The organism is Suilimivivens aceti, from assembly GCF_025567405.1.
Classification (GTDB): domain Bacteria; phylum Bacillota; class Clostridia; order Lachnospirales; family Lachnospiraceae; genus Suilimivivens; species Suilimivivens aceti.
Genome location: NZ_JAOQKJ010000018.1, coordinates 1 through 14,058, shown reverse-complemented (window position 1 = coordinate 14,058; position 14,058 = coordinate 1). Strand labels below are relative to the sequence as shown.

The window sequence follows — 14,058 nt, the reverse complement described above, 5'->3', positions numbered from 1 at the left end:
AAGAACCCTGATGCAATACGCACCAGAGTTCTTTCTTTTGTTATACCTTGATTCTGTTTCCAGAATATCCATTTCACATTAATTAAGCGTTAACGATCTTTCCGAAGTCAGGCTTAAGAGCTGCTCCACCGATCAGACCACCATCGATGTCATCCTTAGAAAGGAGTTCTGCTGCATTACCTGCATTCATGGATCCGCCATACTGGATACGAACTGCTTCAGCTGTAGGAGCATCATACATTTCTGCAATAACATCACGGATCATCTTACATACTTCCTGTGCCTGGTCAGCTGTAGCTGTCTCACCTGTTCCGATAGCCCAGATAGGCTCGTAAGCAATAACAAGCTCTTTAACCTGATCAGCAGTTACATCTGTAAGATCCCACTTGATCTGTCTTGCGATCCACTCCTTGTATGTGCCAGCCTTACGAAGTGCAAGGGACTCACCACAGCAGAGAATCGGCTTAAGTCCAGCAGCAAATGCCTTCTTAACCTTAGCATTGATCAGGATGTCGTTCTCACCGAAGATATCTCTTCTCTCAGAATGTCCAATGATGATATATTCAACACCAGCATCCTTGAGCATAGGAGCAGAAATCTCACCTGTGAAAGCTCCCTTATCTTCGATATAGAAGTTCTCAGCGCCTAACTTAACGTTGGTTCCTTTAATAGCTTCTGCTACAGGTACGATATCGATTGCAGGTACGCAGTATACTACATCTACATCATCATTCTTTACTAAATCTTTCAGTGTTGCGCAAAGCTCAACTGCCTGGCTGGGAGTCATGTTCATCTTCCAGTTGCCGGCAATAATTCTTCTTCTTGCCATTTTATTATCCTCTTTCTAAATTTAATATTGCATTCACTAAGTTGCTTTCGGTTATTTGTCGTCAGCAGCTGCTACACCAGGAAGCTCCTTACCTTCAAGGAACTCAAGGGAAGCTCCACCACCAGTTGAAATATGGCTCATCTTGTCAGCGAAACCAAGCTGGTTAACTGCTGCTGCCGAATCACCACCACCAATGATTGTAGTTGCATCTGTTTCTGCAAGAGCCTTAGCTACTGCGATAGTTCCCTTTGCAAGAGTAGGGTTCTCGAATACACCCATAGGTCCGTTCCAAACAACAGTCTTAGCAGACTTAACAGCATCAGCATAGAGGGCTGCTGTCTTGGTTCCGATATCAAGACCTTCCTTATCAGCAGGGATCTTGTCAGCATCTACTACTTCTACCTCAATAGGAGCATCGATAGGATTCGGGAACTCTGCAGCTACTGTAGTATCGATAGGAAGAAGCAGCTTCTTACCGAGCTTCTCAGCCTTATCCATCATTTCCTTACAGTAATCAATCTTCTCATCATCAACCAGAGACTTACCGATTTCATATCCTTTAGCCTTTAAGAAGGTAAATGCCATACCACCACCAATGATCAGTGTATCGCACTTCTCAAGAAGGTTATTGATAACGTTCAGCTTGTCTGCAACCTTAGCACCACCAAGGATTGCCACGAAAGGTCTTACCGGATTCTCTACTGCGTTTCCAAGGAAGTTGATTTCCTTCTGCATCAGATAACCAACTACACAGGAACCACCCTTAGCACGAACAAACTTGGTAACACCGGCTACGGATGCATGTGCTCTGTGGGAAGATCCGAAAGCATCACATACATAATCATCACAAAGGTCAGCCAGTTCCTTGGAGAACTCTTCTCCGTTCTTGGTCTCCTCTGCACCACGGAAACGTGTATTCTGAAGCAGAACAACATCGCCATCCTTCATAGCTGCAACAGCCTCTGTAGCAGCAGATCCTGTTACATTGTAATCTGCTACAAAGTTTACAGGCTTGCCAAGTTTCTCAGAAAGTCTCTTTGCTACAGGTGCAAGAGATTCTCCTTCGTTAGGGCCATTCTTAACCTTTCCAAGATGGGAGCAAAGGATTACCTTTCCGCCATCTGCAAGCAGCTTGTTGATTGTAGGAAGAGCTGCTACGATACGTGTCTCATCTGTAATCTCACCATTCTTTAAAGGAACGTTGAAGTCACATCTTACAAGGACACGTTTGCCTTTTACGTTGATATCATCAACTGATTTCTTATTTAATCCCATGATTCAATCCTCCAAATTTATTAAAGCATTATCCCGTACAAAAAAGGTCCGGTCCATAAGACCGGACCTTTAGACAGGTCTTTCTTTCAGATACTTATAACTGAATTAGCCTAACTCAGCGAAGTACTTAATTGTACGAACCATCTGGCTTGTGTAGGAGTTCTCATTGTCATACCAAGAAACAACTTCTACCTGTGTCTTTCCATCCGGAAGAGGGCTAACCATTGTCTGTGTAGCATCGAATAAGGAACCGAATCTCATTCCAACGATATCGGAAGAAACGATTTCTTCTTCGTTGTAACCGAAGGATTCTGTAGCCTGAGCCTTCATAGCTGCGTTAACTTCTTCCTTGGTAACTGCCTTGTCTACTACTGCGAATAACAGTGTTGTAGATCCTGTAGGGGTAGGAACACGCTGTGCAGCACCGATCAGCTTGCCGTTCAGTTCAGGAATAACAAGTCCGATTGCCTTAGCAGCACCTGTTGAGTTGGGAACGATATTTACAGCGCCTGCACGGCTTCTTCTCTTGTCGCCCTTTCTCTGAGGTCCGTCAAGGATCATCTGATCGCCTGTGTAAGCGTGGATTGTGCACATAATACCAGACTCGATAGGAGCAAGGTCATTTAATGCCTTAGCCATAGGAGCTAAGCAGTTTGTTGTACAAGAAGCTGCAGAGATGATCTTGTCATCCTTTGTCAGTGTCTCGTGGTTTACATTGTAAACGATTGTAGGAAGATCATTTCCAGCAGGAGCGGAAATAACAACCTTCTTAGCACCAGCATTGATATGAGCCTGTGCCTTAGCCTTAGAGGTATAGAATCCAGAACACTCAAGAACAACGTCTACACCGATCTCGCCCCAAGGACAATTGTTTGCATCGGGCTCTTTGTAGATCTTGATTGTCTTACCCTTAACGGTAATTGTTCCAGCTTCGTCATCAGCAGTAACCTGATCCTCTTCTCCGATAGCTACATATCTGCCCTGTGAAGAGTCATATTTTAATAAGTGTGCTAACATAGAAGGTGTTGTTAAATCGTTGATTGCAACTACTTCATAACCTTCAGCACCAAACATCTGTCTGAATGCCAGACGACCAATACGGCCAAAACCATTAATTGCTACTTTTACTGCCATTTTAGTTTCCTCCTAAAATTGAATAAATTTTATATTATTTCGCCATCCAGGAAAACTTATCTTCCATAGATTGACAAAATTTTATCAGCACGATTATTTTACCTAATTTGTCCGGAAAGTGCAAGATGTAAATTTAAAAATATTCCTGTTTCCCTGTAAATTTAATGTAATTTTTATAAATCCCCCTCTTTTCTCTTCTGATTCATTGCATTTTCCTAGAAAATCCACTAGACTTGGGATTAAGAAGAAGAGAATGGAGGTCATTTACTTTGACGATCACCGCAGACTATCATTTACACACCCACAATTCCGGCGACAGTACGGCACCCATGGAGGACATGATAAAGAAGGGGATTTCTCTCGGGCTCACTACCATGTGCTTTACCGAACATATGGATATGGACTATGTGTACGAAAAACCCGAGGAAGCCGGTATGTTTGAATTAAACACCGATTCCTACCTGTATGAACTGGCTACCTTAAAAGAAAAATATGAAAATCAGATCCAGATCCTCTTTGGTGTGGAGCTCGGAATCCAGCCTCATCTCCAGAAGGAACTGAACCGGTATTCCAGAAGCTACCCTTTTGATTTCATCATAGCTTCTTCCCATATCTGCCACGGAAGGGATCCCTACTATCCGTCCTTTTATGAGGGGCGCAGTGACGAAGAAGCCTACCGGGAATATTTTTCTTCCATCCTTGAGAATCTGGATGTCTTCAGCAATTTTGATGTCTACGGTCATTTGGATTATGTTGTCCGCTATGGAGCAAGCAGGGATAAGGATTACTGCTATGAAAAATATCAGGATATCTTCGATAAGATTCTGATCCGTCTTCTGGAAATGGAACGTGGCATTGAATTAAATACCGCTGGACTCCGCAAAGGAATGAAGGATGTTCACCCCTGCACAGGCGTTTTAAAGCGCTATAAGCAGCTTGGCGGTGAGATCATCACGATCGGTTCAGATGCTCACGACCCGTCCGCTATCGCCGGTGATTTTGACAGGGCTGCTGACGTTCTGCGTGAATGCGGTTTCAGTTATTACACTACCTTTGAAAACCGGATCGCCGATTTCCACTGCCTGTAATTAAGGCGGCCTCATCCTTCGATGCTGCCGCCTCCAAGTACATATTCTCCATCATAAAATACGACAGCCTGTCCGGGTGTTACCGCCCTGACGGGCTTTTCAAATTCACAGAAGATCCTGTCTTCTCCTGCTTTCCTTATCCGGCACCATTCTCCCGGATGGGAATATCTGATCTTGGCAAATACACGCCTTTCCTCCGTCAGATCCGGAATGCTCATGTAGTTGATATGGCTGCAGGTCAGGTGATCTGTCATCACATCTTCCGCTTCTCCAATTACTACTTCATTGGCCTCCGGTCGGATTTCTGTCACAAAAACCGGATGTCCCATGGCAATGCCAAGTCCTTTTCTCTGTCCGATCGTATAATGGGTGATACCGAGATGTCTGCCGATCACTGTACCGTCCTTTAAAACAAAGTTTCCTTCTCCCGGTACCTTTCCTCTTCTTTCCCTTTCAATAAAACCTGCATAATCTCCATCCGGTACAAAGCAGATATCCTGGCTGTCCGGCTTATAGGCCACTGGCAGATCATTTTCAACTGCCATTTTCCGGATCTCATCCTTATGATAAGCCCCTACCGGCATCAGCGTATGGGAAAGCTGATCCTGGGTCAGATTATAAAGTGCATAGGTCTGATCCTTCCTTGCCGTTACGGAATTGCGGATCGCATACCTGCCATTCGGAAGCTGCTCAATCCTTGCATAATGACCGGTAGCGATATAATCTGCGCCAATCTCCAGACTTCTCTGCAAGAGGGACTCCCACTTCACATAACGGTTACAGGCAATACAGGGGTTTGGTGTCCTTCCCTGCAGATATTCACAGGTAAAATAGTCCATGACCTTTTCCCTGAACTCCTGCTTGAAATTCATCACATAATAGGGAATATCCAGTACCTGTGCCACTCTTCTGGCATCCTCAACTGCTGAGAGTCCGCAGCATCCGCCGTGTTCCTCTTTCAGTGCCTGCTCTTCATCCTGCCAGATCTGCATGGTCACACCGACCACATCATATCCCTGTTCTTTTAAAAGCAGGGCGGCTACAGATGAATCTACGCCGCCCGACATTCCAACTACAACCTTCTTTTTCATAAAAGCTTTAATACTCTTCCTCTTCCGCTTCCTCGCCCTCATGGATATCTGACTTGGGTTTGGAAAGACCTTCGATGGTTATGTGGTTCTTTTCTGCATAGTCCCAGAGTGCTGCATGAATCGCCTCTTCTGCCAGCAGGGAACAGTGCACCTTAACCGGCGGAAGTCCGTCAAGTGCTTCCATAACCGCCTTATTAGTCACTTCCATGGCTTCTTTAATACTCTTACCCTTAACAAGCTCAGTTGCCATGCTGCTGGTCGCTACAGCTGCACCGCAGCCGAATGTCTTGAATTTGCAATCCCTGATGATCTGATTGTCATCAATATCCAGATAGATACGCATAATATCGCCGCATTTTGCATTTCCAACAGTACCTACACCGCTGGCATTCTCAATCTCGCCCACATTTCTCGGGTTATTAAAATGGTCCATTACCTTTTCACTGTACATGCTTCTTTTCCTCTTTCTTAATAAAGTCTTCGTAAAGCGGTGACATACTGCGGAGTCTCTCCACAATTCCCTTCAGTTCATCTGCCACAAAATCAATTTCTTCCTTTGTATTCTCCTCACTTAACGTCATGCGCAGGGATCCATGTGCGATCTCGTGAGGCAGTCCTATCGCCAGAAGGACATGGGAGGGATCCAGCGAACCTGATGTACAGGCTGAACCGCTCGAAGCACAGATTCCTTTCATATCCAGCATGATCAGCAGGGATTCTCCCTCAATGAACTGAAAGCTGAAGTTTACATTGTTCGGCAGTCTGTCTGTTCTGTGTCCATTCAGTCTACAGTAGGGAATTTCCTTCTCTATTCTTTCGATCAGATAATCACGAAGCTCTGTCTCTTTCCTGTTACGCTCTTCCATATTGGCAAAGTTCTTCTTTACTGCAGCAGCAAGTCCGACAATACCTGGAATATTCTCTGTACCGGCACGGCGGCTTCTCTCCTGTGCTCCGCCATGTACAAAGGAACGGATCTTAACACCTTTTCTGATATATAAGAAACCAATACCCTTGGGACCATTGATCTTATGTCCGCTGGCAGACATCATGTCGATGGGAAGTTCATCCACTCTTGTCTGCACATGTCCATAGGCCTGTACTGCATCCGTATGGAACAGAATGCCGTGCTCTCTGGCAATTTCTCCGATCTCCTTAATAGGTTGAATCGTTCCGATCTCATTATTTGCAAACATCACAGAGATCAGGATCGTATCCGGACGGATTGCCTTTTTCAGCTCATCCAGTTTAAGTACCCCATTTTCATCTACATCAATATAGGTAATGGAAAATCCTCTTTTTTCCAGATATTCGCAGGTATGCAGAATCGCATGATGCTCGATCTTCGAGGTAATAATGTGCTTTCCTTTGCTCTCATAAGCCTCTGCAGTCGCAACTAATGCCCAGTTGTCAGATTCGGAGCCACCTGCTGTAAAGTAGATCTCCTGTGCCGATGCACCAATGCTCCCTGCAATCTCCTCTCTGGCCTCTGTCATGGCTTTTTTACTCTCTGCTCCAAGAGAATAAATGCTGCTGGCATTTCCATAATACTCTGTAAAATAGGGCAGCATGGCATCCACCGCTTCTTGTGCGGTTTTGGTCGTTGCTGCATTATCAAGATAGATCAGCTTATTCATTTTGATCATCAAATCCTTTCTCTGTTTGCCCTAGTAATCAAGTAGGTCGTCTCGCAACAATATACCATTTCTTCACTGTTCTGTCAATTTCCCACTCTGCATATATTAGCATTAACACCTGCAGGAGATGATATCCTTTCATGCGCTATTTCTCACTGAAAAATCCTCTGGTTTTCGGGACGGTCGTTTTAACCATCACCGGCTTTGTCAGCCGGTTTATCGGCTTTTTTTACCGTATCTTTCTGTCAAGGGTCTTTGGAGCAGAAGGTATGGGGATCTATCAGCTTACTGCCCCTGTGCTCGCACTCACCTTTGCTCTTTCTGCTGCCGGGATCCAGACCGCCATCTCCAAGTTTGTGGCAAGAGAAACCTCTACCAGAGATTATCGGTATTCTTTTGTTTATTTATTCTCCGGTCTTACTCTTTCCCTTGCGCTCTCCATTCTGTGTGCTGGCTTTGTTTACTGCTTTTCAGAACAGATCGCCGTACGCTTTCTTATGGAAGACAGGACTGCTCCTCTTCTCCGCATTATCGCTCTTTCCATTCCCATGGCTGCCGTTCATTCCTGCATCAACGGTTATTTCTACGGGATTAAAAAAACCGGCATCCCTTCGATCTGTCAGCTCTCCGAACAGCTCATGCGGGTTGGCAGTGTTTATGTGATCTATACCCTATGTCAGAAAAGAGGATACTCTCCAACAATCAGCTTTGCTGTCATTGGTCTGGTCATTGGTGAATGTGCTTCTATGCTGGTGTCCCTGATCGCTGCCTGGGCTCACTTCTCTGGAAAATTGAATACATCATCTGCCTCTTCAAATGTGCCTGTCCATCTGCACCGCGCTCTTTCTGATATGCTTCATCTGTCCATTCCACTATCTGCCAACCGTGTGATCATCAATTTTCTGATGAGTGTAGAAGCTGTTTTCATCCCGGCGCAGCTCCTGAGATACGGATATGCTCATCAGGCGGCTCTCAGTATCTACGGTGTTCTGACCGGTATGTCCCTGCCACTGATTCTGTTTCCAAGTGCCATTACAGGCTCTGTCTGCGTCCTGCTTCTCCCTGTCGTTTCGGAAGCTGATGCCACCGGCAATCAACATATAGTAGAAAAGGCGATTCAAAAATCTGTCAAATATGGTTTTCTTCTGGGCAGCGTCTTTACTCTGATCTTTTTCCTTGGCGGCTCTTTTCTTGGAAATCTTCTCTATCAGAACGAAGCTGCCGGCCGCTTCATCAGCGTTCTCGGATTTCTCTGTCCTTTAATGTATATTGCATCTACCCTGAGCAGCATCCTGAATGGTCTTGGCAAAACAGGTCTGACCTTTCTGTACAGCATGATCAGCCTGCTGGTCCGTCTGTTCTTCGTCTTTTTCCTGATTCCTGTAATGGGAATTAATGGTTACCTCCTTGGACTTCTGGCAAGCCAGCTTGTCCAGACCCTGCTCTGCCTGTATGCGGTACGTGATTATGGAAGTGCTCCCGGCTTCCACTGATTATCATATATTACAAGAATACGTCCTCTTTTTACTGATACCGATGCTGCCTGTCCGGTAAATTCATTACTGACTCCTATCGGGAAGTTATCAGAAAGAACCGCATCTGCTATTTCATATTTCAGGTTCTGCAGAGTCACACCTTCTGCCTTTTCCCCGTAAGAAAAAACAGATACATAACCGTCTGCTCCTTCGGGAAAACAAATCTTTTCTCCTCCGCTGATCATTGTGATCACCTGTTTCTTTCCTATCAGCCAGCCTCTGGCACCATGCTTCTGCAGATAAGAAAGGCACTGCACATTAGCATAGCTGTGATCCACTCTTCCACCAAGACCGCCATATAGATAAAAATACCGGTAACCTCTTTTCAGCCCTTCTTTGATGCCGGAAAGCGTATCCGTATCATCCTTTTCCGGCTGCAGTACGACTTTTTCTTTACATTCCGGAATATAATGCAGGGAATCAAAATCACCGATTGCCAGGTCTACCCTGCCATTCTTCACATACTCATAGCCTCCGTCCACAGCTATGACAAAATCTTCCTTTTTCAGAGGTAACAAGAGCCGGCTGCATTCGCCGGCTCCTATGATATAACATATTTTCTGCTGCAAAATTAATCCTCTCTTAACTGAAACTTTTCTACCAGTCCCTTCAATGTAACCGACTGCGCTGACAGCTCCTGGCTGGTTGCAGAGGTTTCCTCCGCTGCTGCAGAATTGTTCTGGATCACACCGCTGATCTGGTTGACGCTCTGCTCAATCTCCTTCACAGAAGCAGCCTGCTTATCAGAAGCTGTTCTGATCGTGGCAACTGCATCTACCAGCTTGTCCATCTCGTCGCTCACCTTATTCAGTGCCTCTGCGGTATCTGCGGTAATATCATTGCCACTCTTTACTTCGCTGATTGCTTCATCAATCAGTTTCTTCGTGGTAACTGCACTTGCAGAGCTGTCTTCTGACAGCTTGCGGATCTGGTCTGCCACAACTGCGAAGCCCTTGCCAGCCTCTCCCGCTCTCGCCGCTTCGATCGCTGCATTCAGGGAAAGGAGATTCGTCTGGGATGCAATTTCCTCAATATCTGCAATGATCTCTTCAATCTTGCCGGAAGTCTCCTTGATCTTCTCCATGGCTGCTGTCAGCTCTGCCATCTTCTGCTTACTTATCTGTGCCTGTTCACCGATGATCTTAGCATTCTCATGTACCTTGTCCGTAGTTTCTGTATTCCTTACTACCTGACTAGTTACTTCAGTAACAGTTGCAAGCAATTCTTCTACTACAGCTGCCTGATCTGTCGCTCCCTGTGCCAGTTCCTGAGAGCTGGATGCCAAGTCATGGGATCCCGCAGACACCTGCTCGGCTGCTGCATCAATATCTCCCATAGTATCACTGAATTCTTTCACAAGGTTCACAAGTTCTTCAAGCACGATGGCATAGCTTCCAACATAAGCCTCCTTGTGCTTGCTCCTGACATTAAAATTACCCTTAGCAAATTCTCCAAGGATCTCTGTCAGATCACCGATCACTGTCCGCAGATTATCAAATGCTCTCCGGAAGCTTTCAGCGAGCTTTCCAAGTTCATTGTCTTCATTATATGTAATCTCTGCGTCCAGCTTTCCTTCAGCCAGACTGTTCACAGCCTCTCCCATCTCAGCAATGGGCGCAAATAATTTCCTGGTCAGAACACCATATCCCTTCACTGCAATCACAATATTTATGATCAACAAAAGGCCATGAACAATAATATTGATCACCTTATTACCAACCCCTGCCATACCGAGAATCGCATATAATTCTGATACACAGCATACCCCGATCAGCAACATAAAAATCTTCTTTAACTTCTGTGCAAAACTATCCTTTCCTTTCAATGCTATAACCTCCACCCTGACATATTAACGTTTGTTCACAGATCAACCTTTTAAAATCAGATATGCATTTCACTGATTTCCAGATTTTGATCCCGAAATCGTTCTTATTATAGCATAATCACATTGAAATGACCAACGGTTTTTGAGCACTCTCCAATTACTCCCCAATTACTAACGTGCATTTTCTTCAGTTATTCCTCTGAATGCTCCAGCCTGTCAGCAGATCTTTCCTTCCTTTTGCAGGCACTCCAAAAAAGCTGTACACCCCGTCACCACATCTCTATATGTTTCATCAAATCTCGATGTGTACCAGGGGTCTCTGCAGTCCGCCTCCAATCCGGCAAATTCCAGAAGCTTGTATATCTTATCTCCTTTCTTATGCCCCGTAATCCGTTCCATATTCCGGATATTCATGGAATCCATTCCGATCAGATAATCATATTTATCATAATCAGATGCTTTCATCTGAACCGCCCGCTTGCCCTCGCAGTAGATTCCGTGCTTCGCCAATTCCGTCCTTGCCGGTGGATAAACCGGATTGCCAATGCCATTCCAAATTTCTTCTGCGCTGGTGGCCGCTGAGGCGATCTCAAACTGATCTGATAGCCCGAGATTATTAACCATGTCCTTTAAAATGAATTCTGCCATTGGAGAACGGCAGATGTTGCCGTGGCAAATAAATAATACTCTAATCATCTTTTTATATCTCCATTTAAGTCTTGTATTTCTTCTCAAACGCTTGATATTTCAGGGTTTTCCGACTTTTGAGTTTTCCTTTCTTTTCAAGGTATCTTCTCAAATCTTCTCATATTTTCTTATGTTTTTCCCTGCAATCTTGGTAAATCCATTGGTAAAGCAAGCGTCCTTACCAACGGGCTTTTTTAACTATTCGCTATCCGATATACTTCTTCCTTTGCATCATCAAAATTCACATGGGTGTAAGTGTTCAAGGTTACACTGATGTCTGCGTGACCCATGATATACTGCAAGGTTTTCGGATTCATCCCGGATTTTGCCATATTAGAGCAAAAGGTGTGCCTGCATACATGAGGGGTAACTTTCGGCATCTGGATACGGTAAATCCTGTTGTATTTCTGAATGATATGCTCCAGATACTTTTCCCAGTGAAGGGCAACCATCGGCATATCGTTTTTATCCAGAAATAAAAATCCAACGTATCCTTCCACCATCGGTTCAACCTTTGGTGTCTTTCGGTTGGCAATAATTCTGCGAAAACACGCTGCGACAGCTTCCGTCATCGGCACATAGCGAATACCTTTGTCAGTTTTTGGTTCTTCAATTACATACTGCATCTGTGCAGTACGCTGTAACTGATGGTCTACCTTAATACACATTTCTCCAAACTCAATCTCCGAAATCGTCAGCCCACAGAACTCTGAAATACGAAGCCCTGTGTGAAAAAGAATATAGATTGCATCATAGTATCTGCTGAAATGCTTATCCTCCTGAATAAACTTCAGCAAATCTCTCTGCTGCTTTCGGGTAATCGCTTCTCTGGTAACAGAATCATTGACAATGACGGATGCAAGCTCAAATTCAAATGGATTTTTACGAAGCAGGTCATCATCGACTGCCATCTGAAATGCCGGTCTTAGAACTCCCCGGATAGAATGAATGGAACTGTATCCCCGTCCATCAATCTGCTGGAGCTTAATCAACCATGCCTTTGCATCTGACAAACGCACCTTATCAATTCGCAGATTCCCAAAACTCTCTTTTTTCAGCATATTGATGACCGTTTTATATCCGGCAACCGTATTGTGACGAACTCCTGTTTTCAATGAAACATATTTTTCTACCAGTTCCAAAACAGTATAGTTGCCGCCGTTTGTTACGATACGGTCAAACAAATCCGCTTCAACCTGTTTTTCTTTCTCACGCAGGGAAGGCTCCCGCTTCTTCCCTTTTGGCATTGGGTCATTCTTGTCCAAACGCCAACTGTATACATTTTTCTCTTTTCCGTCCTCATCAATATAGCGGAACCGATACCTCCCATCTTTACGCTGGTACTCGCCCTCTCGCAAAATCCGATTACGGTTATCTCGTCTTTTCTCACTCATCGTGAACTCTCCTTTCAAAAAAGAGAGCCAGACTTGCGCTCTTATCATAGCACAAATCCAGCTCTCCGCATAGTTATATCATGTGAAATCGGTAAATCTGTCAGCTCTGTTTACACAGCAGTAGCCTGATCCAGATACCTCTCAAATTTCTCACGCTTAATGAGGGCACGATTGCCGTTCATCACATAAAAATCCTCATTGGGATGTGTGTCAATAAGCGTTCTCAATTTTCCTTCGCCGATATGATAATATCTGGCTGCTTCCTCAATGGTAAGCGTATATCTACGCCACACCGGAACATCCGAGTAATTTTTTCCTTCAATATTCATCTTATTATTCGCCATAGGCAGTTATCCTCCATACATGAAAATAGCCAGACAGAGGGTGTCGGCAACGAAGTCCGGCAACGGGCTTCAAAAGACCTTGCAAACAATCTCAATCTGGCACTACTTACTATTTATACTTTTCTTTTATTTTTCTGTTGTTTTGGTTGTTATAAGGGAGAAAAGCTGATAGTTTCGGGGTTTTCCCCGGCAACCGGCTCGGCAACGGGATAGCAACAGGAGATGCAACGGGCTGTCATTTTCAGAATGGAAGCTCCATCTGTTCTGTGACCTCCACAAAACCGTCCATCGTTTTTTCAGACGGGTTGCCGGAGTCCATTGCCGGGTTTTCACGCTCCCAGCCCTTTTGTCTGCCATATTCTGAAAACATTCTTGGGTTCGGGAAGTACCGCCAGCCAGTAATGCACTGGTTCATAATCTCGTTGATTTCCCGGATTTCCCATTGCTTCGGCTCGTCAAAGGCATGGTTCAAGGCTTCCTTGTAGAGCTGCTTGGAGCAAACCATGTTCCCGGTGTACTTATCAAGATACGCCTGTATCATTCCGGCTTTGGTGTCCTCCGGCATAAAATCCCGCTGGTGTTCTTTGAGATACCGCTGCATGGTGGGGCTGAAAGCCAGCTTGAACCTGCCGCTTCGGTAAATCTCCATCGCTTCCGCCCACATCTGCTCGATATAGGCTCTGGAAGCAGCTTCGTCCTCCAAAATGTGAACCTCGGCTTGCTCCGGGTACACCATGACGGGAATAAAGCGACGGTTGCCGGAACGGTCAAGGGGCAGGAAGTCAAGGGCATTGGAAGTGCCGCCAAACACGCACTGACGGGGGCGGTCTGCCGGGTGGGTTTCATAAGGTATCTTGTAGACCTCTTTCTGCCGGCTTAAAAATGACTTGATTTCCTCAATGCTCTTGGCATTGGCGGTTGCCATCATTTCTGACATTTCAATAATCCAGTGACCTTGCAGCTTGCGGTACACATTGTCATCGTCCAGCTTCCGCAAATCATCGGAGAACCACTCATCCCGGACTGCCAGCAGACGGAAGAAGGTGGACTTGCCAGCCCCCTGACCTCCAACCAGACAGAGCATGATTTCAAACTTGCACCCCGGCTGAAAGGCTCGTGAGATTGCACCCAGCAGGAACAGCTTCAACGCTTCATAGGTGTAATCATCTGCGTCAGCTCCCAGAAAGTGCCGTAGGCAGAAGCGGATTCGCTCTGTCCC

Annotated in this window: 14 protein-coding genes; 2 read left to right on the top strand and 12 right to left on the bottom strand. The window is 45.2% G+C overall.

The genetic code is table 11. The features are described 5' to 3' along the window. Positions 1-82: 82 nt before the first annotated feature. From tpiA to gap, 3 genes are all read right to left on the bottom strand, one after another. Positions 83-829, bottom strand: coding sequence for a triose-phosphate isomerase (gene tpiA, locus OCV77_RS15250; protein ID WP_118799305.1), 747 nt, complete (start codon positions 827-829; stop codon positions 83-85). 51 nt (positions 830-880) lie between these two features. Further along, positions 881-2,104, bottom strand: a complete 1,224-nt coding sequence (locus tag OCV77_RS15245; RefSeq protein WP_118799306.1) for a phosphoglycerate kinase — start codon at positions 2,102-2,104, stop codon at positions 881-883. Positions 2,105-2,209: 105 nt separating this feature from the next. Continuing rightward, a complete protein-coding gene (gap, locus tag OCV77_RS15240; protein ID WP_118799307.1) occupies positions 2,210-3,238 on the bottom strand; it encodes a type I glyceraldehyde-3-phosphate dehydrogenase in 1,029 nt (342 codons plus the stop codon). 269 nt (positions 3,239-3,507) lie between these two features. On the opposite strand from gap, the gene OCV77_RS15235 reads away from it, so the two are divergent. Beyond that, positions 3,508-4,326, top strand: coding sequence for a histidinol-phosphatase HisJ family protein (locus OCV77_RS15235; RefSeq protein WP_262575868.1), 819 nt, complete (start codon positions 3,508-3,510; stop codon positions 4,324-4,326). Between the two features lie 11 nt (positions 4,327-4,337). Here the strand turns inward: OCV77_RS15235 and mnmA are convergent, their stop codons facing one another. From mnmA to nifS, 3 genes are read right to left on the bottom strand one after another with little or no spacing between them, the layout of a single operon-like run. Beyond that, positions 4,338-5,417, bottom strand: coding sequence for a tRNA 2-thiouridine(34) synthase MnmA (gene mnmA, locus OCV77_RS15230; RefSeq protein ID WP_262575867.1), 1,080 nt, complete (start codon positions 5,415-5,417; stop codon positions 4,338-4,340). 7 nt (positions 5,418-5,424) lie between these two features. Beyond that, positions 5,425-5,868 carry a Fe-S cluster assembly scaffold protein NifU gene (nifU, locus tag OCV77_RS15225; RefSeq protein ID WP_118799310.1) on the bottom strand — a complete coding sequence of 148 codons (444 nt, stop codon included), beginning with the start codon at positions 5,866-5,868 and terminating at the stop codon, positions 5,425-5,427. After that, on the bottom strand, positions 5,858-7,054 hold the full coding sequence (gene nifS / locus OCV77_RS15220) for a cysteine desulfurase NifS (RefSeq protein ID WP_262575883.1): 1,197 nt from the start codon (positions 7,052-7,054) through the stop codon (positions 5,858-5,860). Before nifS ends, nifU begins: the two co-directional genes overlap by 11 nt. A gap of 140 nt (positions 7,055-7,194) precedes the next feature. Here nifS and OCV77_RS15215 point away from each other — a divergent pair, with 140 nt between their 5' ends. After that, positions 7,195-8,547 carry a polysaccharide biosynthesis protein gene (locus OCV77_RS15215; protein WP_262575866.1) on the top strand — a complete coding sequence of 451 codons (1,353 nt, stop codon included), beginning with the start codon at positions 7,195-7,197 and terminating at the stop codon, positions 8,545-8,547. Here OCV77_RS15215 and OCV77_RS15210 read toward each other — a convergent pair. From OCV77_RS15210 to OCV77_RS15185, 6 genes are all read right to left on the bottom strand, one after another. Then, positions 8,520-9,158 carry a thiamine diphosphokinase gene (locus tag OCV77_RS15210; RefSeq protein ID WP_262575864.1) on the bottom strand — a complete coding sequence of 213 codons (639 nt, stop codon included), beginning with the start codon at positions 9,156-9,158 and terminating at the stop codon, positions 8,520-8,522. The two genes, OCV77_RS15215 and OCV77_RS15210, sit on opposite strands and share 28 nt — an antisense overlap. 2 nt (positions 9,159-9,160) lie before the next feature. After that, complete coding sequence (locus OCV77_RS15205) at positions 9,161-10,414, bottom strand: methyl-accepting chemotaxis protein (protein WP_262575863.1); 1,254 nt, start codon at positions 10,412-10,414, stop codon at positions 9,161-9,163. A 216-nt stretch (positions 10,415-10,630) separates the two neighbouring features. Beyond that, on the bottom strand, positions 10,631-11,110 hold the full coding sequence (locus OCV77_RS15200) for a low molecular weight protein-tyrosine-phosphatase (protein WP_262575861.1): 480 nt from the start codon (positions 11,108-11,110) through the stop codon (positions 10,631-10,633). Between the two features lie 185 nt (positions 11,111-11,295). Beyond that, positions 11,296-12,495 (bottom strand): site-specific integrase, encoded by a 1,200-nt coding sequence (locus OCV77_RS15195; RefSeq protein ID WP_262575860.1) that lies wholly within the window; start codon positions 12,493-12,495, stop codon positions 11,296-11,298. Positions 12,496-12,605: 110 nt separating this feature from the next. Further along, positions 12,606-12,839 carry an excisionase gene (locus OCV77_RS15190; protein ID WP_004612442.1) on the bottom strand — a complete coding sequence of 78 codons (234 nt, stop codon included), beginning with the start codon at positions 12,837-12,839 and terminating at the stop codon, positions 12,606-12,608. A 241-nt stretch (positions 12,840-13,080) separates the two neighbouring features. Further along, on the bottom strand, positions 13,081-14,058 hold a 978-nt coding region (locus OCV77_RS15185), incomplete at its 5' end, for a virulence-associated E family protein (RefSeq protein WP_262575859.1).

What these genes read in the sequence shown, in the direction of transcription:
- OCV77_RS15195 (WP_262575860.1), bottom strand. Translation starts at nt 12,495, where the DNA reads ATGAGTGAGAAAAGACGAGATAACCGTAATCGGATTTTGCGAGAGGGC.
- tpiA (WP_118799305.1), bottom strand. Translation starts at nt 829, where the DNA reads ATGGCAAGAAGAAGAATTATTGCCGGCAACTGGAAGATGAACATGACT.
- OCV77_RS15190 (WP_004612442.1), bottom strand. Translation starts at nt 12,839, where the DNA reads ATGGCGAATAATAAGATGAATATTGAAGGAAAAAATTACTCGGATGTT.
- OCV77_RS15215 (WP_262575866.1), top strand. Translation starts at nt 7,195, where the DNA reads ATGCGCTATTTCTCACTGAAAAATCCTCTGGTTTTCGGGACGGTCGTT.
- nifU (WP_118799310.1), bottom strand. Translation starts at nt 5,868, where the DNA reads ATGTACAGTGAAAAGGTAATGGACCATTTTAATAACCCGAGAAATGTG.
- mnmA (WP_262575867.1), bottom strand. Translation starts at nt 5,417, where the DNA reads ATGAAAAAGAAGGTTGTAGTTGGAATGTCGGGCGGCGTAGATTCATCT.
- OCV77_RS15245 (WP_118799306.1), bottom strand. Translation starts at nt 2,104, where the DNA reads ATGGGATTAAATAAGAAATCAGTTGATGATATCAACGTAAAAGGCAAA.
- gap (WP_118799307.1), bottom strand. Translation starts at nt 3,238, where the DNA reads ATGGCAGTAAAAGTAGCAATTAATGGTTTTGGCCGTATTGGTCGTCTG.
- nifS (WP_262575883.1), bottom strand. Translation starts at nt 7,054, where the DNA reads ATGAATAAGCTGATCTATCTTGATAATGCAGCAACGACCAAAACCGCA.
- OCV77_RS15200 (WP_262575861.1), bottom strand. Translation starts at nt 11,110, where the DNA reads ATGATTAGAGTATTATTTATTTGCCACGGCAACATCTGCCGTTCTCCA.